Below are 19,765 nucleotides of genomic sequence, written 5' to 3' on the forward strand. Positions count from 1 at the left end.
GACGACGACAACCGGTTGACATTTCCGGTTTCGTGGACTTTTATATTCCAAAATAACGAACGACATAGCATAACTATGGAATATGAGGAGGAGCAAATATGAAATCGACTAAACTTGCCTTGCTTATCGGAACGGCACTCGCGGTATCGGCATCATTCGCCTTCGCGCAGGAAAAGGGTGGCGTCATCAATGTCGCGACGGTCGGGGAGCCACCGACACTCGACCCGATGGCCTCGACCGCCGACCTCGTCGGCATCGTTTCGCAGCACATCTTCGAAACGCTCTACACCTTCGACAAGGACTGGAAGCCGACGCCGCTTCTGGCCGCCGCCCTGCCCGAGATCAGCGCCGACGGCAAAACCTACACGATCAAGCTGCGCTCCGGCGTCAAGTTCCATGATGGCACGGATCTCGACAGCAAGGACGTCGTCGCCTCGCTCGAGCGCTGGACCAAGGTCGCCTCGCGCGGCAAGCAGACAGCCACGACGATTTCGGGCATCGAGGCGGTCGATCCGCTGACGGTGAAGATCTCGCTCAGCACGCCCTATGCGCCGCTCGTATCGCTGCTCGCCTTCAACAACTCCGCAGCAATCGTGCTTCCCTCGGAAAAGCAGGCCGAGCCGATGACCGATTTCGTCGGCACCGGCCCCTACCAGCTGAAGGAGCGCAAGGCCGACCAGTATATCCAGCTGACCCGCTTCGACGCCTACAAGTCGCCGGAAGGCGAGGCCAACGGCTATGGCGGCGCCCGCCACCAATATGCCGACGAAATCCGCTTCGTGCCGGTTCCGGATCCGAACACCCGCGTCGAGGCCGCCGTTTCCGGCCAATATGACTATGTCGATAGTCTGCCGGTCGAATCCTTCGATCGCATTAAGGGTTCGAGCGCTTCCGATCCCGTCATGCTGCAGCCCTTCGGCTGGCCGGTCTTCGTTCTGAACTCCGGCAACGGCATGACCAAGAACCTCGATCTGCGCAAGGCGATCCGCGCTTCGCTTAGCATGGAAGATATGATGGCGGCCGCTTTCGGCACCACCGACTTCTATGCGCTCGACGCCGCTCTCTATCCGTCGCAGTTCACCTGGCGCACCGATGCCGGCACCGAGGGCGCCTACAACATCGCCGATCCGGAAAAGGCTGGCGAACTCCTGAAGGTGGCCGGCTACAAGGGTGAACCGTTGCGCATCCTGACGAGCCGCCAGTACGAGTTCCACTACAAGATGGCGCAGGTCGCGGCCGAATATCTGAAGCTCGCCGGCTTCACCGTCGATCTGCAGGTGGTCGACTGGGCGACGCTCACCCAGCGCCGTGCCGACCCGACGCTCTGGGACATCTATATCACCCACAGCCCCTTCCTGCCGGAACCGGCTCTGATCGGCATGATGTCGACCAAGGCGCCCGGCAACTGGGACACACCAGCGCGCGCCAAGGCGGTCGATGCCTTCAACGCCGAATCCGATCCGGCCAAGCGCGTGGCACTCTGGGCCGACGTGCAGAAGGTGATCTTCGAGGAAGTACCCTTCATCAAGATCGGCGACTTCAACGCGCTTTCGGCCAAGGCAAAGACGCTCGACGGCGTCTCGCCGGCCCCGTGGCCATACTTCTGGAACGCTTCGATCAAGAAGTAAGCTCCCCCTCCCAAGGGTCTTCGGCGGATGCTCGGCCAATGGCCAGGCGTCCGCCTGAAGGGGCACGTCGCTCCGCCCTCGCGGCGCAGCGCACAGGAAAGGTTCGAGGCCACCATGTTACGCTACATTTTCCAGCGGCTGATGGGCATGATCGTCGTCATGGCGATCGTCGTCACGATCGTCTTCGTCATCGTCCGCGTGACGCCGGGCGACCCCGCCGCCGTGATGCTCGGCCCGGAAGCGACCCAGGAAGACATCGCAGAACTGCGCACGCGCCTCGGCCTCGACCAGTCGCTCGGGCTGCAATACGTCTACTACATCGGACAGCTGTTGCAGGGTGACCTCGGCCAGTCGATCTTCCTCAACCAGCCCGTGACCTCGGCACTTGCGGAACGGACCGAACCGACTTTCTTCCTGACGCTATTTTCGATCCTGATCGCCTGCGCGATCGCGCTGCCGATCGGCATCTACGCCGCCTATCGGCGTGGATCCTTCGTCGACCAGGCGGCAACGACGCTTGCGATGCTCGCAGCGAGCATTCCGAGCTTCTGGCTCGGGCTGATCCTGATCCAGATACTGGCGGTGCGCTTCGGCTGGTTTCCGGTCTCCGGTTATGGTGGGCCGGGCTCCTCCTTCACTGAGCGCATGTACCATCTGACGCTGCCGTCGATCGCACTCGGCGTCGTCTCCTCGGCGCTGATCCTGCGCTTCACCCGCGCCTCGATGCTCGACGTGCTCGGAGACGACTTCATCCGCACCGCGCGCGCCAAAGGTCTCGGCGAGCGCAAGGTGGTGATGAAGCACGCGCTGAAAAATGCGCTGATCCCGATCCTGACGATCATCGGCCTGACGGCCGCCGTGCTGATCTCCGGCGCCGTCGTCACAGAGACCGTCTTCGGCCTGCCGGGCGTCGGCAATCTCGTCGTCTCCGCCGTCCTTCGCCGCGACTATCCTGTCATCCAGGGCGCGCTGCTCGTCATTGCCGCCCTCTACGTGCTGATCAATTTCGCGATCGACATGCTTTATCTCCTCGTTGATCCAAGGGTGCGCTACTGATGGCTATTTCCGTATCTGCCCCCACCGAGAGCGAAGGCCGCAAGTTCGTCCGCCGCCTGTTGAAGCGCAAGACCGTCGCCTTCGGCCTGATCGTGCTGACCACCTTCGTGCTCTTGGCCGTCTTTGCGCCGCTGATTGCGCCCTATGCGCCCGGCAAGCTGTCGATCGTCAACCGCTTGCAGCCGCCGAGCCTGCAATGGTTCTTCGGCACCGACGAATTCGGCCGCGATGTCTTCTCGCGCACCATCTATGCCGGCCGCCTGTCGCTGCTCGTCGGTGCTGCCGTCGTCACGCTCGCAACCGTGATCGGCGTCGTGCTCGGGCTGCTTGCCGGCTTCTTCCCGAAGCTCGACACGCCGATCGCCCGCGTCATCGACGCGATGATGGCCTTCCCGGACATCCTGCTTGCAATCGCGCTCGTCGCCGCTCTCGGCCCCTCACTGACAACCGTCATCATCGCGCTCAGCATCGTCTATGCGCCGCGGCTGGCCCGCGTGGTGCGCGCCTCGACCCTGGTCATCCGCGAGCTTCCTTACGTTGAGGCGGCGCGCGCGCTCGGGATCTCGACGCCGCACATCATGACGCGCCACGTTTTGCGCAACCTGCTCTCGCCCGTCCTCGTCCAGGGCACGTTCCTCTTCGCCCATGCGATGCTTGCCGAGGCAGGGCTCTCCTTCCTTGGCGTCGGCGTCAGCCCGGAAATTCCCACCTGGGGCACGATGATCGCCTCCGGTCGCCAATATATCGGTCAGGCCGACTGGGTGACGCTCTTCCCCGGCATCGCCATCGTGCTCTCGGTTCTGTCGTTGCAGATGGTCGGTGACGGCCTGCGCGACATGCTCGACCCCCGCCTCAGAAAGGACCTGTAAGTCATGACGAACGCAACCAACAGCGCTGGTCCGGTGCTGATCCGGCAGGTGAAACCCGTCGCCTTCGGCATGGCCGCACCGGCGGAAACCGTCGACATCCTCGTCGATGACGAAGGCCGCATCGCAGCCCTCGGCCCGAACCTGGAGGCGTCAGGCGATGTTCGCCGCATCGAAGGCAAGGGTGCCTGGATCTCGCCCGGCTGGATCGACCTGCATGCCCATGTCTGGCACGGCGGCACCGACATTTCCGTGCGTCCGCAGCTTTGCGGCATGGAGCGCGGCGTCACCACGATCGTCGATGCGGGCTCTGCCGGTGAAGCCAATTTCCACGGCTTCCGCGAATACATCATCGAGCCGTCGCGCGAGCGCATCAAGGCGTTCCTCAATCTCGGCTCGATCGGTCTCGTCGCCTGCAACCGCGTCAGCGAGCTCTCCGACATCCGCTCGATTGACATTGACCGCATCATCGCCTGCTATCAGGAAAACCGCGAGCACATCGTCGGCCTGAAGGTGCGCGCCAGCCACGTCATCACCGGTTCCTGGGGCGTCACGCCGGTAAAACTCGGCAAGAAGATCGCCAAGATCCTGAAGATCCCGATGATGGTGCATGTCGGCGAACCGCCGGCGCTCTACGACGAGGTGCTCGAAATCCTCGGCCCCGGCGACATCGTCACCCATTGCTTCAACGGCAAGGCGGGCTCCAGCATCATCGAGGATGAGGACCTGTTCGAGCTTGCCGAACGCTGCGCCGGCGAAGGCATCCGCCTCGACATCGGCCATGGCGGCGCCTCGTTCTCCTTCCGCGTCGCCGAAGTGGCGATCGCCCGTGGGCTCCTGCCCTTCTCGATCTCCACCGACGTGCATCTGCGCAGCATGAACCAGTCCGTCTGGGACCTCGGCACCACCATGTCGAAACTCTTGAGCGTCGGAATGCCCTTTGAAAAGGTTGTCGAGGCCGTGACCCAGGCGCCCGCTTCGGTGATCCGCCTGCCGATGGACAATCTGCTAACCGTCGGCGCCCGCGCCGAGTTCACCCTCTTCGACCTCATCGATAGCGAGCTTCGGGTCTTCGATTCCCTTGGTACCGAAGCCCATCTCAACCGCCTCTTCGAACCGCGCTACGCGGTTATGGGTACCGACGTGGTCGCGGCCAACCGCTATCAGCCGCAGCATGTCGAATGCCCGGACCACAGCCACGGCTTCAGCTACCGCTAAGCCAGGGCGACAGAATACAGAAATGACAGGACATCGCGTGAACAGTCTGGATCAGAAGAAAGGCAGCCACGTATCTGCCTCACCCTATCAACGGCTTCAGGCCCTCGGCATCGACCTGCCGCCGGCGCCGCCGCCGATTGCCAATTTCGTGACGCATGTGCGCGAAGGCAACATGCTCTACCTCTCGGGCCAGGGCCCGCGCGAGCCCGATGGGCATCTTTATGCCGGCAAGGTCGGGGCCGATGTCGACATCGACAGCGCCTATGATCACGCGCGACTGACCGGCATCAACCTGCTGGCCGTGATGCACGATGCGCTGGGGGATCTCGGACGGGTCAAGCGCATCGTCAAGATCCTCGGCATGGTCAATGCCGTACCGGATTTCGCCGAGCATCCGCGGGTCATCAACGGCTGCTCCGACCTGATGATGGACGTCTTCGGAGCGGCCGGCAGCCATGCGCGCTCGGCGGTGGGTTTCGGGTCGCTGCCCGGAAACATCACCGTCGAAATCGAGGCGATCGTCGCTCTTCACGAGTGACGGCGGGAGGTCGGATCAATGGCTGCGCCAGCCCATCATCTTCTCGATCCGCTCGGCGGAAACCCTGACGTGATCGGCGTAGAACGCCCGGTCGTCGAGGATTTTCTGCTCGGGCAGCACGATCGAGATCGTGGCGGCGCAATTGCCCTTGTCGTCAAGGATGGGAGCCGCGACGCAGGCAACGGCATAATCGGATTCGCCAGCCTGGATCGACAGGCGCGCCGTGAGCGCGCTCTCGGCTTGCGCGGAAAGGGCAGCGGGATCGATATCGGCGCGGCCGGTCGGCGACGTGCGGGCGCAACGGCGGAAAAGCTCGAGCCTTTCGTCGGCGGGCAGATGGCCGACGAGCAAGCGGCCGGACGCCGTCCAGTTGAGCGGAACGCGGGTACCAACGCGCGAGGTCACCTGGAAATGGCCGGGGCCGTCGGCCATGGCGAGCACCTGCATGTAGTCACCGTCGCGACCGCAGAGCTGGATCGTCTCGGACACTTGTCGACCGAGGTCGTGCATCTCGCGGGTGGCTACGCCCAGGAAATCGAGCGAGCGAGCATAGGCAAGGCCGTAGTGGTAGAGCCGGTCGCCGAGCCAGACGAAACCGTCGGCATCGCGGCTGAGCAGGTTCTTTTCGACCATGTCGTCGACGATGACATAGGCCGTGGACAGCGGTGCGCCGACCGCCTTGGCAATCGCGTAGACGCCGCTCGGCGCACCGGTTTCATAGAGGAAATCGAGCACTTGCAAAGCACGGTCCATGCCACTTACGCGCGAGCGGCGCGGCTTGCCGGTCGTTTCGGTGTCGTCGTTCGGCGCGGCGTCGGTCATCGTCTTGTCCACTGTTCCACTCCTGCGCAGCCTGGAATGCGCATCATCAGGAAAATGTCCGGCCTTGTCGCATCTGCGCCGCTGCCAGCGGCTGCATTCAACGACGAAAGGCCTCACCCGTACTTCATTACTATGGTAGATATTCCGCGAAGACGGAATAGTCTATCCGCTTCGACCGCCAGAAAATCGCCTGCCAGAAAATTACATGGAGACCACTATGCCTGACCGTGACATTCGCGAAGCTCTCGGACTTCGTCCCGTTATCAACGTCTCCGGCACGATGACGGGCCTCGGCGCATCGATCGTGGTCCCGGAAGCGATCGCGGCCATGACAGGCATACTGCCGCAATTCGTCGAGATCAACGACCTGCAGCGCAAGGTGAGCCCGGTGATTGCGCGGCTGACGGGCGCCGAAGCGGGCTTTGTGACGGCGTCCTGTTCCGCCGGCATCAGTCTCGCCGTCGCCGGCACCATGACCGGCAGCGATCTGGCCGCCATCGAGCGCCTGCCGGACACGACTGGCCTCAAGAATGAAGTCATTCTCCAGATGGGCCATGTGGTGAGCTACGGCGCGCCCGTCGACCAGGCGATCCGCCTTGCCGGCGCCAAGCCGGTGATCGTCGGCCAGGCGACATCGGCCTATCGCTATCACATCGAAGGCGCAATCAACGAGCGCACCGCCTGCGCCGTCTACGTTGTCTCGCATCATGTCGTGCAATATGGCCTCGTCGGTCTCAAGGAGTTCGCCGAGGTCTGCCATTCCAAGGGCGTGCCGGTCATCGTCGATGCCGCGTCCGAATATGATCTGCGTATCTTCCTGGAGCAGGGCGCCGACATCGTGCTCTATTCCGGCCACAAGTTCCTGGGCGGCCCGACTTCGGGCATCGTCGCCGGAAGAAAAGAGCTGGTGCGCAACACTTTCCTGCAAAACCTTGGCATCGGCCGCGGCATGAAGGTCGGCAAGGAAAGCATGCTCGGCGTGATGGCCGCACTTCAAGCGTGGGAGACGCGAGACCACGCCGGCATTCGCGAGCGGGAAACCGGCTATCTGAACCTTTGGCATGAAACGCTCGACGGCCGCCCCGGCATCAAGCCGGTGATCGAGGCCGACCCGACCAACAACCCGCTCGACCGGCTGCGCGTCAACATCGATCCGCAGCAAGCCCACATCACCGCCTGGGATCTCGCCGATGCGCTGGCCCGCGGTACGCCACCGATCATCGTGCGCGACCACGAAGCCGAGCACAATTACTTCTATCTGGACCCCTGCAATCTGCATCCCGGCCAGGAGAAGGTCGTGGCCAGCCGCCTCGGCGAAGAGCTCGACAAGGCAAGAGCCTCGAACGAGATCATCGCCACGTCCCTCAGCGAACGCAACGCCCGCCGTTTTGCGGGCCTGCTGCGCTGGCCTGACTGACCCGCAACGACGATCAAGCACGCAGCATGTGACGGAGCAAACGAGATGACCGAGACCAAAGCCCCACAGGACCGTTCGACGGCGCCCGTTCTCTCCGTCGAGAACCTGACGACCTCGTTCCTGGTCGATGGCGTGTGGAAGCCTGTCGTCCGGGACGTCTCGTTTTCCGTCGCTCCGGGCGAAACCGTCGCGATCGTTGGCGAGTCCGGATCCGGCAAGAGCGTCACGTCGCTTTCGATCATGCGCCTCCTGCAGAAGGAGACGAGCCGGATCGAGGGCCGGGTGATGATGGGAGGGCGCAATATCCTCGACCTACCCGAAAGCGAGATGCGCAACGTGCGCGGCAATGACGTCGCGATGATCTTCCAGGAGCCGATGACCAGCCTCAATCCGCTGTTCACGATCGGCGACCAGATTTCCGAAGCCTTGCTCTGCCACAGCCCGATGTCGAAGGCCGAAGCGCGAGCCGAAACCATCCGGCTGCTCGAAAAGGTTCGCATTCCCTCGGCCGCCTCTCGCTTCGACGAATATCCGCATCGGTTTTCCGGCGGCATGCGGCAGCGCGTGATGATCGCCATGGCGCTGGCGAGCCGCCCAAAGCTCCTGATCGCCGATGAGCCGACAACGGCGCTCGACGTGACGATCCAGGGCCAGATCCTCGACCTGATCAAGGTGCTGCAGGAGGAAGAAGGCACCTCGGTGCTCTTCATCACCCACGACATGGGCGTGGTCGCCGAAATCGCCGACCGCACGGTCGTGATGTTCCGCGGCGACGCGGTCGAGACCGGCAACACCGAGGACATCTTCCTGCGGGCGAAACACCCCTATACGCGAGCGCTGCTTTCGGCCGTGCCAATGCTCGGCTCGATGAAGGGCGAAAGCCAGCCGATGCGCTTTCCCATCATCGACGCTTCGACCGGGCTGCCAAACGCCGTGGCTGAGGCAACCGACACTGTTCAATCCGGTCGCAAGCCGATCCTCGAGGTCAAGAACCTCGTCAAGCGGTTCGACATCCATGCGGGCATGCTCGGCAAGCTGAAAGGCCGGGTACATGCGATCGAGGACGTATCATTCAGCCTGCAGCCGGGCGAGACGCTGTCGCTCGTCGGCGAGTCCGGCTGCGGAAAGTCCACGACCGGCCGGGCCATCATGCGGCTGATCGAACCGGAAAGCGGCTCCGTGACGCTCGATGGCCAGGACGTCCTCAAAATGGACCGCAGGCAGCTGCGCGAAATGCGCCGCACCATGCAGATGATCTTTCAAGATCCCTTCGCCAGCCTCAATCCGCGCATGACGGTTGGCGCTGCGATCGCCGAACCCTATCTCGAACACAAGCTCGGCACCACGCGACAGGCCCGCGAAAAGGTCGCCGACCTCCTGGAACGCGTCGGACTGCAGGCCGACATGGCTGCGCGCTACCCGCACGAATTCTCCGGCGGCCAGCGCCAGCGCGTCTGCATCGCCCGAGCGCTTGCGCTCGACCCGAAGGTGATCGTCGCCGATGAATCGGTCTCGGCACTCGACGTCTCGATCAAGGCGCAGGTCATCAACCTCTTGCTCGACCTGCAGGCGAGCCTCGGCCTTGCCTATCTGTTCATCTCGCACGACATGGCCGTCGTCGAGCGCGTCAGCCACCGCGTCGCCGTCATGCATCTCGGAGAGATCGTCGAGATCGGCTCACGCGCGCAGGTCTTCGAAAACCCGCAGCATCCCTATACGAAGAAGCTGATGGCTGCCGTGCCGATTGCCGACCCGACCCGACGCCATGCGCGTCGCAATGTTGCGAGTGACGAGCTGAAGAGCCCCTTGCGCGCGCCCGACTACGTTCCGGAAGCGCGGCGCTATCAGCAGATTGCCGAGGATCATTTCGTCCAGGTCTAGCTGGGGAACTGACGCGCTCGGCTCCCTGAACGCTGCCGACTGCGGTCAAACCCCGACGAAACACGCCTCGAAGATATGCCGGTGGCACCTCCCGGGTTGCCGTCAGCCCTTTTCGTCCCCCCGCCCACCGCTCCGCGGTGCGCGGCGTTTCGGCGGTGATGGCGAGGTGTCGCGCCGAATATCTTCCGCACATGCCTTCGCCAGTTCCGTGCTGCGCGACAGGAAGTCGGCGATCAGTGCCAACTCATCGCAATCATAGCGCGACCACAGCTCGAACATCCGCTGTTGCATCGGCTCATAGACGGCCTTGATCGGCGCAATGGCGTGCGGCCGGACACGGACATACACGCGGCGCCGATCCCGCGGATCGGCAACGCGCTCAACATAGCCGGCACGCTCCAGCCGGTCGATCAGCGCGGTTGTGGCGCCCGAAGTGAGCCCGGCAGCTTCGGCCAGTTCGCCTGCCGAGGCCTGCCCGCGCAGATAGATCAGATCGAGGCATTCAAGGTCCGTCGTATGCAGGCCGAAGCGTCTCGCGACGGCCTGGCTGGTCATCACGCTTTGCGCACCCATCTGGCGGATATTGCGCCCGACCTGGGCGACAAGTTCCTGCTTGTCTGCCGCGCTTCGATTGTTGCCTTCGTCGGTCATTGGTAGCTCCGGCTCAAGCGATCGCAACAGCAGTCGCAAAGGCAGCCAACATCGCGGTGGCTGTCAGAAGGTCGAGCGGCAGGCGCAACAGGCTTCGATTGCTCCACCGCCGGGCGGCCGCCGCATCGAACTCCGCGGGATCGGCACGCTCGAAGGCCAGCGCCTTCGGGATGAAGTCGAATGCCGACCAGAGACGCATGACAGCATGGCTGGCGACGGCAACGAGCAACCAGAAGCGAATGTCGGGCTGATACCAGGTGATGATCAACGCCGCCACCAGCGCCAACTCGAAGGCGATATGCGCCGGTATCCAGAAGCGACGTCGGGAAATGCCTCCGCGCGCAGGCTGAATGAGATCCGGACGCCGCGGCCAGGCGGCGTCCACGACTGAAAACTCGTAGAGCCCACCGCCGACGCCGATGAGCGCCAGCGAACCGGCAAGACCGACCAAAGCAACCGACAGCGAAACCATTGAGAGCTCTCCCGTCCCAATCAGATGAATTTATCTTTATAGATAAGTATCTTTACCATCAAGATATATCCAAGCGAAGGTCGAGACGTCTCACGATCAGAACGGCAGCCGCGCATTCTCCTTGACTTCCTTCATCACGAAGAAGGTCCGCGTCTGGCGCACGCCCGGTAGCGCGATCAACTTCAGGCCGTGCAGCTTGTTGAAGTCCGCCATGTCACGCACGCGGATCTTCAGGAGATAATCGAAATCGCCGGCGACAAGGTTGCAGTCGAGCACCTCCTTCATCTCCATCACTGCGCCCTCGAAGGCGGCGAAGCTTTCCGGTGTCGAGCGGTCGAGCACCACGCCGACCATCACCAGCGCCCCGAGACCGACGGCACTGGGCGCGATTTCCGCCCGGACACCGGTGATGTAGCCCTCGTCGAACAGCCTCTGCGTGCGCCGATGGCAGGTGGCAGCGCTCACATTCACGCGCTCGGCGAGGTCCGCATTCGACAGCCGGCCCTCGGATTGCAGGGCTCGCAAGATCTTGAGATCGATCCTGTCGAAATCGTCACTGGAAGAATCTTTCATTTATACGTCTCCCATTCGAAGAAATTTGATTCTCTGTCGATCGGACTTCGAAATCCAGGAAATTCTAAACAGATAATAGAGAGCACCTTTCGCGAACATTCTCCTATCGTTCTCCTGTCAATCCAGCACGGAGGCGATGATCAATGTCACTGCTTGAGAAGTTCGAACGTTACCCGCTCACCTTCGGCCCAACCCCGATTGAGCACCTGCCCCGGCTCACGGCAGCGATCGGCGGAAAGGTGGAGATTTATGCCAAGCGCGACGACTGCAATTCCGGTCTCCCCATGGGCGGCAACAAGCTCCGGAAGCTCGAATACATCGTACCCGACGCGATCGCTTCCGGCGCCGATACGCTCGTCTCGATCGGCGGCGTGCAGTCGAACCACACGCGCATGGTCGCCGCCACCGCCGCGAAGATCGGCATGAAATGCGTTGTCATCCAGGAAAAGTGGGTGCCGCACTACGATGCCGTCTACGACCGCGTCGGCAACATCCTGATGACGCGGTTGATGGGGGCGGACAGCCGGCTGGTCGATGACGGCTTCGATATCGGCATCCGCAAGAGCTGGGAGGATGCGATTCAGTCGGTAAAGGATGCCGGCGGCAAGCCCTACCCGATCCCCGCCGGCGCGTCCGTACACAAATACGGCGCGCTCGGTTATGTCGGCTTCGCCGAGGAGGTGGCAGCGCAGGAGAAGGAACTCGGCTTCGCCTTCGACTACATCATCGTCTGCGTCGTTACCGGCTCGACCCAGGGCGGCATGATCGTGGGTTTCGCCGCCCAGGACCGCGCCGACCGCGTGATCGGCATCGATGCGTCCGGAACGCTCGGGCAGACGCGTGCCCAGGTCCGGAAGATCGTCGATTCCACCGCCGAGCTGGTGCGCCTCGGCCGGGGCATCCGCGAGGACGAAATCGTCATCAATCCCGATTATGCCTACCCCGCCTATGGCGTACCATCGGAAGAAACCAATGCAGCGATCCGGCTAGCGGCTCGCACCGAGGCCATGATTACCGACCCGGTTTACGAGGGCAAATCGATGCAGGGGATGATAGACCTCGCCCGCAAGGGCTTCTTCCCGGAGGGGTCCCGCGTGCTCTACGCCCATCTCGGCGGCGCTCCGGCGCTGAACGGCTACAGCTACTACTACAAGGACGGCTGAGCCCCGCTCTCACCGGTTGATCCACCACGCCGACCACCTCCGGCCTGAGGTCGACAGGAGCAGAACATGCCGGCCCTCGCCTTCGCAGTGGATCGCCAGGATCCACTGCGAAGGCCAATTCTTCCAATCTTGCTCTAGATATTTGCTGTCCTGAGCGGGCGCTCGCCGCCTTCGATCGCCTGGCGCACCTGCCGGCGGTCCCGTCTCAGCGTGTCCATGCAGTCATTGCCGAACCACTCCAGCGATGCATCGGCCTGCGGATCGTCGGCTATCTCCTCAAGGAACCGCGTGTAGTCGACGGTCCCTTCGAACAAGGGCGTCATGCCCCGCCGGTTGCCGGCGGCCGCGTAGACATTGGCCGGTTCGAAGACTGACAAATCTGCACGGTCGACGATGTTCTTCAGATGGTAGTGGCGGATATGCGGCTTCATGGCCCGGTGCACCGTGACCGGATCGTCCCCGCCCTCCCAGACATGCAGCGTGTCGAAGTTGATCGCGAAATGGGAGTGAGCGACCTCCTCGATCAGTTGCAGGGTCGATGCCGCCGTATCGGCCAGTGTCTTCGGGTGCGTCTCGGCAAGCAGGTAAATGCCGTAGCTCGCGGTGATGTCGCTGATCTCCTTCAGCCGGGCGACGACCTGCCGCCGCTCGTCCGCCCCGACGGCTTGACTGCCGCGGCTTCCGGCAAAGGTGCGGATCTTGCGGGTGCGCCAACGGCGGGCAAGCCGGCAAAGCTCTACCGTCTTGTGCCGCAACGCTTCGGTATCGCCATCGAGCGGCAGGTAGTCGCTGATCATCGGCACGGAGAGGCCATAGCCGTCGAGCCATTCGGCGTTCCGGTCCGTCCGTGGCGCCAGGTTGCGGGCATGCGCCCCCCAGAGCTCGATGCCCTGGAAATCATTGGCCTCGGCCCAGGCGGCGATCTCGCCGAGCGATATCAGATGGTGCCGGAAGGTGATGGTGCAGAGCGAAACTCTCATCGTGCAACTCTCTTCAATGGGGGAACTTCTGCGGGAAGGACGAGGTCGCACCAGAGATCGAAAATCTCGGCGAGCTTGGTTTTGAGCTTCATCTCCTGCCGGTCCGCTTCGTCGAGGCGCCCGAAAACGTCTGTCGCCAAGGCGCGATCGCCGGTCTGGGCAAGCTTCATGCAGCTGTAGTGCAGCGTCTTCAACGACTGGACCAGCGCCTCGATTTCCTCGCACCACCCTTCGAATTCTGCTGCCGGCAGCTTCAGCGCCCGCCAATAGAAGGCGAAGCCGTGCTCATAGGCGTATTTCCGGATGGTGATCACCGGCAGCTCACGCACCGCTGCGCTCAGCGTCGAGAGCGTAAGCCCATCCCGCTCTTCAATATGTGCGGTGACGATCGCCCTGATGGCATCGACCAGGGGGTTTCGGCCACGAACGAAGCACGCTTCGAAATAGGCCTTCAGATCTTCGGCATGCGGCGCACGCGCCTCGGCATTGTCGAAGACGTAGCCGCCGCCGACGGTCGGCTGCATGATCGCGTGGATGACCTTTTCCTTGGCGATCTCGCCTTCCCAGCGATAGTCCGGATCATGCACGAACCAGGTGTCGGGATCGGCGGTTTCCTGCAGCATGAGATAATGCGGAAACGGGTTCTGGTTGAACTTGTTCTCCCGCTCCGGCAGGTGGAACATGTCGAGCATGACCATGACCGAACCGGTGTCACCGCGCTGCTTCAAGAGGCCGAGCAGCACAGCAAGGTTGTCGAGCTTGATGCGCTCCGGATCGTACCATTCGACGACGGAGACCCCGTAGAGCCGCTCGAACCAGCCGCGGAAAAACTCCTGGGTGATGTCAGGCGCATGGTAGAGAAGTTCGAAACGGTCGCTGACCGCGAACTTCGCATCCCATACACCGAAATAGAACGGCCGCTGGTCCAGCCCGTTTCGCTTCAAGCCATCCGAGACGCAGCTGACGAAGCAATGGACCTTGATGTCGTAGTAGGCGTCGCCGTGCACGCCCTCGTCGCTCGTGCCGCCGGTGAGCGGGAAGCTCGGAACGTGAACCGTGGACTTCGGCAGATAGAGAGCGACCAGATCGGCAACTTTCTCGATCTCCTGCTTTGCAATCGCTTCCTCGGGCACGGAAAGCCCGTATTCGAGTTCGAGATTGAGGAAGATCTCCAGGATCAGAACGGAATCGAGATAGAGGTCCTCGTTGAGCCGCGCGTCCAGCCCGAAGCCAGCCATATGCCCATGCGCCATCTTTTCGATGAGAACGGTCTCGATCGCCGTCAGGATTTCGGTCTCGCTCATGATGCAGCACCTGCCATAGACCTGTTGAATTCACCGGCCATGTGCCGCGCCGCAACGTCGCGGCGGCTGATCTTGCCGTTCGCCTGACGGGGAACTGCATCGACCTGCAGAATCTCCATCGGCAGCTGGTGGCCGGCGAGATGGCGGCTGCACCATTCCCGCACCGCCTGCGGCGCGATCGCCTGGTCGGCGCTGAAGAGCAGCGCGACGCGCTCACCGGCGAAGCGGTCACTCTTGCGGAAGGCAACGGCATCGGTGATCGCAGGCATCGCCATGGCGGCGTCCTCAACATCCTTCGGATAGACATTGAGACCGGAGACATTGATCATGTCGTCCATGCGCGAGACGAAGACCAGCATGCCGTCGGTGCGGCGGTAACCGAGGTCTCGGGTATGAATTGCGATGCCGTCGCCGTTGCGGACGATGATCTCGGCGGCACCCTCTGCGCTGCTGCCGGTTTCGGCGGAATGGTGCGGCAGAACGAAGCCCATGTCGCCCGCGGCGGCGACATCCGGGTTGATGGCGATGCAGCCGGATTCCGAGCAGCCATATTGCTGGAACATGAACCGGCTTTTCGCGCGGATATCGGCAAACCACGGATCGGGAAGCAACGTGCCCGAAGTCATCGTCGCATGGATGCGCTCGCCCACGGGCAGCAGCCGCGCCAGCGTGTGCAGGATCGCCGGCGATGAATAGAGCAGCGGCCGCTCTGTATCGCGCAGCACCTTCAAGAGATACTTCGGGTTCGCGGTGTCTACGATGACCGGCGTCTGGCCGCGCTTCAGCGCCACCAGAATGCCGCAGATCAGGCCATAGGAATGCGTGGTCGGGCAGGCGATGACCGGCGTCATGTCCTCCGGTTCGCGGAAGGTGCGGACGTAGCTTTCGATTTCGGCATCGATCTCCGCCCAGCTGCGCGCGATGCATTTCGGCGCACCGGTTGTCCCCGAACTCATCTGCAGCAGCGTTCCCGGCTTCGGCTCCACGGCGGGCACATCGAGAACCTCGGCGGTCACGCTGTTGTAGAACAACCGATCACAGCCGGCACCGATCGCCAGCTTGCGGGCAGCCGGATAGGGCGTGCCAGGATGAATCGGCAGAACGCTCGCACCTGCCTTGCGGATCGCGAAAAACAGCGACAGCCAATCGGCTGTTTCCGGGAAACAGACGGCGTAGCGGCCGGTGTCTCGTTGCGTAAGGCCCGTCTCCGTGGCCAGCCGTGCCGATGTTTCGCTGAAATGGCGCTCGTCGTAGAGCCTGTCATCGATGCGGATCATGACTTTCTCCTTCGTTGAAGCGTTTTCGCAGCCAAGGTGTTCGGCACCGTGTGGTGGTACTCGGGCTTGGTCGCGAGGAGCTTCCTCGTCATCAGGGATTCGGTGAGAATGCGGGGTTGGCCGCAGCCGAGCACAGCCAGTCGGTCGCTCGCCCCATGCTCGCTCTCATAGGCGAAAAGCACGCTTTGGACGCGTTGCCAGAAGAGCGGTTCCGGCAGGTCGTAGCAGTGGTCGAGAAGATGGGAGATTTCGCTGAGATTGTAGACGAACAGCGTGTCCATCACCAATTCGCGCAGCGAATCCAGATTGTTCGTCCAGTAGAACTGGTCGGGTTCGGCGTCCCGATAGGCGGGGTGCAGCGACAGCAAATCCGGCGCCTTGTCCGGCTCGCGCAGGAAGCCCGGTGAGAACTCGATGCTCTCGTGGAAATCGCGCAGGATGAGCCTGACCGGCCAGCCATCGCGATGGACGAGCAGCATGTTCTGTCCGTGCGCCTCGACCGCGAGACCATGATGAACGAGCAGATGCCAGACGGGCAGGACTGCGACTTCGATGAGCCGGTTGAGCCAGGGCATGAGGCCGAAACGCCTGATCCAGTCGCCGGCGAAGGGCCGCCCGTCCGCCTCCACCATCATCAGCGCATTGAACGGGATCACCGCTTCGCCGACCGCAAGTGTGGCTTCGGCACTCTCGCGCCAGATCGCCGCCACCTGCCCCGCCAGGGGGCCGTCACCGTCTGCAATGATGCCGGCATATTCCTGCAAGATGGTCAGGGGATAGTGCGCGGAAAAGGCCGGATCGCCGGCCACGATCCCGGCGATCCAGCGCGAGATCACCGGCGCGGTGCAGACCGAATGCGGCTCCAGTATCCGTCGCGACGAGGTGTTGACGATGTTGAGCGGCAGCTTGAGGCTGGCGGCATGCGGTCGGTTCTGGTTGAGGAGAGAGCGCACCGACTGGGTTGCCGTGTATCGGTCGCCCACCGGGCCCAGATAGTGGGCCTCGCCGGCAGCAATCCAGCCGGAGCGCAACGTCTCGCCGAGTTCTCGCCATTGCCAGGGATGCAAGGGGACGAGGCCGAAATCACCCGGCGAAGCATCGAGCTGTTCTCGCAACGCGCAGAGATGCGCCCATGTTTCCGGCCCGAGTTCGCCCTGCCAGAAAAAATCCTCGTCGCAGGGCAGCGCCTGCCGCAGATGCTTGCGCGCCACCAGCAACCAGACGAGCTGGAAGCGGTCGCCCGCTTCCGGACCGTAGGCGGCATGATCGGCAAAGGTAAAGCCGCTGCGCGCCTTGAAGCAGGGGTGGTACGGGTGCCCCTCGTCCAGCGCGCCCTCGAGTTCCGCGAAGGTCATCATGCGTCGGGGCCGCCCGGCGAGATGGCGCTCGTTCCACTGGCAGAAGGCGATGGTCTGCAAGAGTTCGTGGAGCAATTTGCCGCGCATGGGGCCGCTGCCCGGCAGAGCCGAGACCAGCTGTGCCAGGGGTGGTGCAACCCAGCTGTCCGCGCCTTCACGCATCTCTACCGAGTTCGCTACCAAGCGAAGCCGCCCGAACGGGCCGATGGCGCCGCGGCAGCAATAGTCGCGACCGCCGAGCGACCACTGAAACTCAACCATATCGTCCCGGACATGCTTGCCGGCGTCGACGATGCCTTCGAACAGCAGCGCTGAGACGAACTGGCGAAGCACCCGCTCGTCCGGCCGGCCCGGGAGATCAAGAGGCAATGGCATGATCGATCCTCGGTAGCGTCAGGACGGCCGGCAGCCGCAGCGGGTTGGGCACGGGGCGGTAGAGCGTCGGCGCGTTGTTGGATTGCAGTTCGTCCACATCGTAAAGGCGGGTCGTCAGGTTGGCCTTGGAGGCGATCGTCGGCAGGTCGAGCACATGGCGCGCGAAGTCCCGACCGGCACCGCTCATCCGGGCGGCATAGCGCTCCAGGTGCAGGCGCAGTTCGCGCAGCAACAGACCCTCGTCGCAGAGCCCGTCATGGCCCATGCGGCTGACGACCGAGAAAACCTGGTTGACGATCAGGTAGTAGGCGAAGCGATCACGGATCTCGCTGTCGGCAAAATAGAGCGACGCGATCGTTTGCGTCTCGGGGACATGGCCGACGATCAGGCTGCGATAGCGCTCCGAAAGATAGAAGCCCTGATTGTCGCGATAATAGCTGGTTAGCGGGTAGCAGTTGCCGACATCCAGCAGACTGTTCTGCTGGTGCGCCTCGAGCGCAATGCCGTAGTCGTCATAGAGGCGGACCAGCGGCTCGACGGCGCAGTCGAGATAGCGGCGGAACCAAAGAAGTGCTGCATCCGCCAGCGCTTCGCCGATGCGCGCGGCGAGTGTCCGAACCAGACTTTCGAGCCGGGAAGCCCGGCCCGGAAGCGGATCGGCCGTCAAGGCAGCAACGGTCACGATACCCCTGCCCTTCGCACCGGCAAAAGGGCTCTCCCGCAGGATGACTTCGAAACCGCTTTCGTTGCGATCGGGCAGGTCGAGCGTGATATAGGCCGGGTCCTGGATGATGCGGAAATTGCGGGAACGCTCGGCAAAGCCGATGCGATCGATCAGTTTCGCCATGGCCACTCCGGCCTCAAGCTCCTGAAGCCGGTTCGGCCGCACCGAGTTGGTAATGCGGACAGGGAGCGAGAATTTAAGCATCCAATCGGCATCGACGCCGTAGACCGTGCGCACCGACGAGGTCGCGGTGAAGGTCGGGCCGGCAGGGCCCAGGTGGCGCAGCCTCCCCTCCCCGATCAGTGCCTGAATATCGGGATCGAGCAACAGTGCTTCCGCCTGCAGCGGGTGCATCGGCAGAAGATGCTCATCGGGCGCGCTCGCCTCTGCCCCCGGCCGCATCAGCGAACGGACAATCTCAGGAGCCGCCGTCGAACGGGCGGAGGCGTGTCGCACGCAATCCGTCTTGGCGGCAAAATGGTGCAGCTTGAACTGGCCTCGCAGTTCCGGCGCATAAGACTCCTGCTGCCAGTAGGTCATGCCCTGCCGGCTCTTCGGTGTCGGATGCTGCCAGTGACCGAAGACGAGCGCTTGCTCGGCCTCGATAAAATCGCCGCCGTTTTCCGGCTCCGGCCGCGCCTTGTCGATGTAGAGTGCTGTCTGCTGATAGCTTTCAAGCACCCGCACCAGAAGCTCGAGCTCGAAGCCACGCAGGGCATCGGCGTGCGCATCATCGACCTGGCGGTAGCATTCGTGGATGAGAATGTGCAGCGCCGATATCAGCTCGATCTGGCGCCAGGCGGCATCGGAAATGCCCCTGCCCCAGACCCTGCCGAAGTGATGCGGACCGCAGAGCGACGGCGACGTCACCTCGGCGCGCAGGATCATGTGCTGCCGCGGCAGCGACCACTCGACACAGTCGAAGACGCCGCCGCTGGCTCGATGAATGACCCGAATGCCCGGGTTCACTTCGCGCAGGTAGCAGTTTGCGAAACTTTGAAAAGTGGCGATTTCAGCGATTTGCCTAGACGATTGCATCCTGTCGATCCTCGGCACGCGACACGCATGGCCGCGCAATGGCGTTGGCCGCCTTTGACCAACACATTGAATTTTCTGATTGAAAATGCTCTCTGTCCGCGTCGCTCAGCCGGCGGCTTGCCAGTGGAGCGGCCCGGGCTCTTCGCGGAAGGCGAAGCGCAAAAGATGGCTTTCGATGACCGATTTCGTATCGGCGAGATTGTCATCGTCGGGCGAGCGGGCGCGAATGCTCAGGCCATTCACTGTTGCCAGGAGATAGCCGGTCCCGCAGGAAAACCGGAGCTCGGCGCGGTCGCCCGCCTGCTCGACGTCGATCTTGTGGGCGAAATGCTTGCAGAGCTGCGTCAGGTACTTCTGGCCGTCTTCCGTCGCAAAATGGGTGGTCGCTTCTTGCATCTGGAACTCCTGTCTTTCGGCTTTCGCG

18 protein-coding genes are annotated in these 19,765 nt (G+C 63.0%); 8 read left to right on the forward strand and 10 right to left on the reverse strand.

What is annotated here, in order from left to right; all coding sequences use genetic code 11:
- Positions 1-98: 98 nt before the first annotated feature.
- From AB4Z53_RS28500 to AB4Z53_RS28520, 5 genes are all read left to right on the forward strand, one after another.
- Complete coding sequence (locus AB4Z53_RS28500; RefSeq protein ID WP_441598883.1) at positions 99-1,628, forward strand: ABC transporter substrate-binding protein; 1,530 nt, start codon at positions 99-101, stop codon at positions 1,626-1,628.
- Between the two features lie 114 nt (positions 1,629-1,742).
- Positions 1,743-2,684 (forward strand): ABC transporter permease, encoded by a 942-nt coding sequence (locus AB4Z53_RS28505; protein WP_162768827.1) that lies wholly within the window; start codon positions 1,743-1,745, stop codon positions 2,682-2,684.
- Entirely contained in the window at positions 2,684-3,553 is an 870-nt protein-coding gene (locus tag AB4Z53_RS28510; protein WP_113539103.1) for an ABC transporter permease, read from the forward strand. Before AB4Z53_RS28505 ends, AB4Z53_RS28510 begins: the two co-directional genes overlap by 1 nt.
- A gap of 3 nt (positions 3,554-3,556) precedes the next feature.
- Positions 3,557-4,768, forward strand: a complete 1,212-nt coding sequence (locus AB4Z53_RS28515; RefSeq protein WP_441598884.1) for an amidohydrolase/deacetylase family metallohydrolase — start codon at positions 3,557-3,559, stop codon at positions 4,766-4,768.
- 22 nt (positions 4,769-4,790) lie between these two features.
- Positions 4,791-5,306 carry a RidA family protein gene (locus AB4Z53_RS28520; protein WP_441598885.1) on the forward strand — a complete coding sequence of 172 codons (516 nt, stop codon included), beginning with the start codon at positions 4,791-4,793 and terminating at the stop codon, positions 5,304-5,306.
- 15 nt (positions 5,307-5,321) lie between these two features.
- On the opposite strand, the gene AB4Z53_RS28525 is transcribed toward AB4Z53_RS28520, so the two are convergent.
- Positions 5,322-6,128 carry an IclR family transcriptional regulator gene (locus AB4Z53_RS28525; RefSeq protein WP_113539157.1) on the reverse strand — a complete coding sequence of 269 codons (807 nt, stop codon included), beginning with the start codon at positions 6,126-6,128 and terminating at the stop codon, positions 5,322-5,324.
- Between the two features lie 217 nt (positions 6,129-6,345).
- On the opposite strand from AB4Z53_RS28525, the gene AB4Z53_RS28530 reads away from it, so the two are divergent.
- Together AB4Z53_RS28530 and AB4Z53_RS28535 are read left to right on the forward strand one after the other, a co-directional pair.
- Positions 6,346-7,545: an aminotransferase class V-fold PLP-dependent enzyme gene (locus tag AB4Z53_RS28530; protein ID WP_441598886.1), complete on the forward strand. Its 1,200-nt coding sequence runs from the start codon at positions 6,346-6,348 to the stop codon at positions 7,543-7,545.
- 45 nt (positions 7,546-7,590) lie between these two features.
- The gene (locus tag AB4Z53_RS28535; protein ID WP_441598887.1) at positions 7,591-9,426 is read left to right on the forward strand and encodes an ABC transporter ATP-binding protein; all 1,836 of its coding nucleotides are present in this window, start codon (positions 7,591-7,593) and stop codon (positions 9,424-9,426) included.
- Between the two features lie 102 nt (positions 9,427-9,528).
- Here the strand turns inward: AB4Z53_RS28535 and AB4Z53_RS28540 are convergent, their stop codons facing one another.
- The 3 genes from AB4Z53_RS28540 to AB4Z53_RS28550 all read right to left on the reverse strand — a co-directional run bounded on the left by AB4Z53_RS28540 (position 9,529) and on the right by AB4Z53_RS28550 (position 11,122).
- A complete protein-coding gene (locus AB4Z53_RS28540) occupies positions 9,529-10,077 on the reverse strand; it encodes a MarR family winged helix-turn-helix transcriptional regulator (protein ID WP_441598888.1) in 549 nt (182 codons plus the stop codon).
- Positions 10,078-10,090: 13 nt separating this feature from the next.
- Positions 10,091-10,549: a hypothetical protein gene (locus AB4Z53_RS28545; protein ID WP_441598889.1), complete on the reverse strand. Its 459-nt coding sequence runs from the start codon at positions 10,547-10,549 to the stop codon at positions 10,091-10,093.
- Between the two features lie 96 nt (positions 10,550-10,645).
- Positions 10,646-11,122 carry an Lrp/AsnC family transcriptional regulator gene (locus AB4Z53_RS28550; RefSeq protein WP_113539110.1) on the reverse strand — a complete coding sequence of 159 codons (477 nt, stop codon included), beginning with the start codon at positions 11,120-11,122 and terminating at the stop codon, positions 10,646-10,648.
- Between the two features lie 143 nt (positions 11,123-11,265).
- Between AB4Z53_RS28550 and AB4Z53_RS28555 the strand changes: the two genes are divergently transcribed.
- On the forward strand, positions 11,266-12,285 hold the full coding sequence (locus AB4Z53_RS28555; protein ID WP_441598890.1) for a 1-aminocyclopropane-1-carboxylate deaminase: 1,020 nt from the start codon (positions 11,266-11,268) through the stop codon (positions 12,283-12,285).
- A gap of 134 nt (positions 12,286-12,419) precedes the next feature.
- Here the strand turns inward: AB4Z53_RS28555 and AB4Z53_RS28560 are convergent, their stop codons facing one another.
- From AB4Z53_RS28560 to AB4Z53_RS28585, 6 genes are all read right to left on the reverse strand, one after another.
- A complete protein-coding gene (locus AB4Z53_RS28560; protein WP_441598891.1) occupies positions 12,420-13,265 on the reverse strand; it encodes a sugar phosphate isomerase/epimerase family protein in 846 nt (281 codons plus the stop codon).
- Positions 13,262-14,569: a DUF6005 family protein gene (locus AB4Z53_RS28565; RefSeq protein ID WP_441598892.1), complete on the reverse strand. Its 1,308-nt coding sequence runs from the start codon at positions 14,567-14,569 to the stop codon at positions 13,262-13,264. The genes AB4Z53_RS28560 and AB4Z53_RS28565 overlap by 4 nt, the downstream gene beginning before the upstream one ends.
- The gene (locus AB4Z53_RS28570) at positions 14,566-15,846 is read right to left on the reverse strand and encodes an AMP-binding protein (protein ID WP_441598893.1); all 1,281 of its coding nucleotides are present in this window, start codon (positions 15,844-15,846) and stop codon (positions 14,566-14,568) included. Before AB4Z53_RS28570 ends, AB4Z53_RS28565 begins: the two co-directional genes overlap by 4 nt.
- A complete protein-coding gene (locus AB4Z53_RS28575) occupies positions 15,843-17,579 on the reverse strand; it encodes an IucA/IucC family protein (RefSeq protein ID WP_441598894.1) in 1,737 nt (578 codons plus the stop codon). Before AB4Z53_RS28575 ends, AB4Z53_RS28570 begins: the two co-directional genes overlap by 4 nt.
- On the reverse strand, positions 17,563-19,341 hold the full coding sequence (locus AB4Z53_RS28580) for an IucA/IucC family protein (RefSeq protein WP_441598895.1): 1,779 nt from the start codon (positions 19,339-19,341) through the stop codon (positions 17,563-17,565). Before AB4Z53_RS28580 ends, AB4Z53_RS28575 begins: the two co-directional genes overlap by 17 nt.
- Positions 19,342-19,446: 105 nt before the next feature.
- Complete coding sequence (locus AB4Z53_RS28585; protein WP_113539117.1) at positions 19,447-19,737, reverse strand: DUF2218 domain-containing protein; 291 nt, start codon at positions 19,735-19,737, stop codon at positions 19,447-19,449.
- Positions 19,738-19,765: the final 28 nt, after the last annotated feature.

It is taken from the genome of Ensifer sp. 2TAB8 (genome assembly GCF_052115125.1).
Classification (GTDB): Bacteria; Pseudomonadota; Alphaproteobacteria; order Rhizobiales; family Rhizobiaceae; genus Ensifer.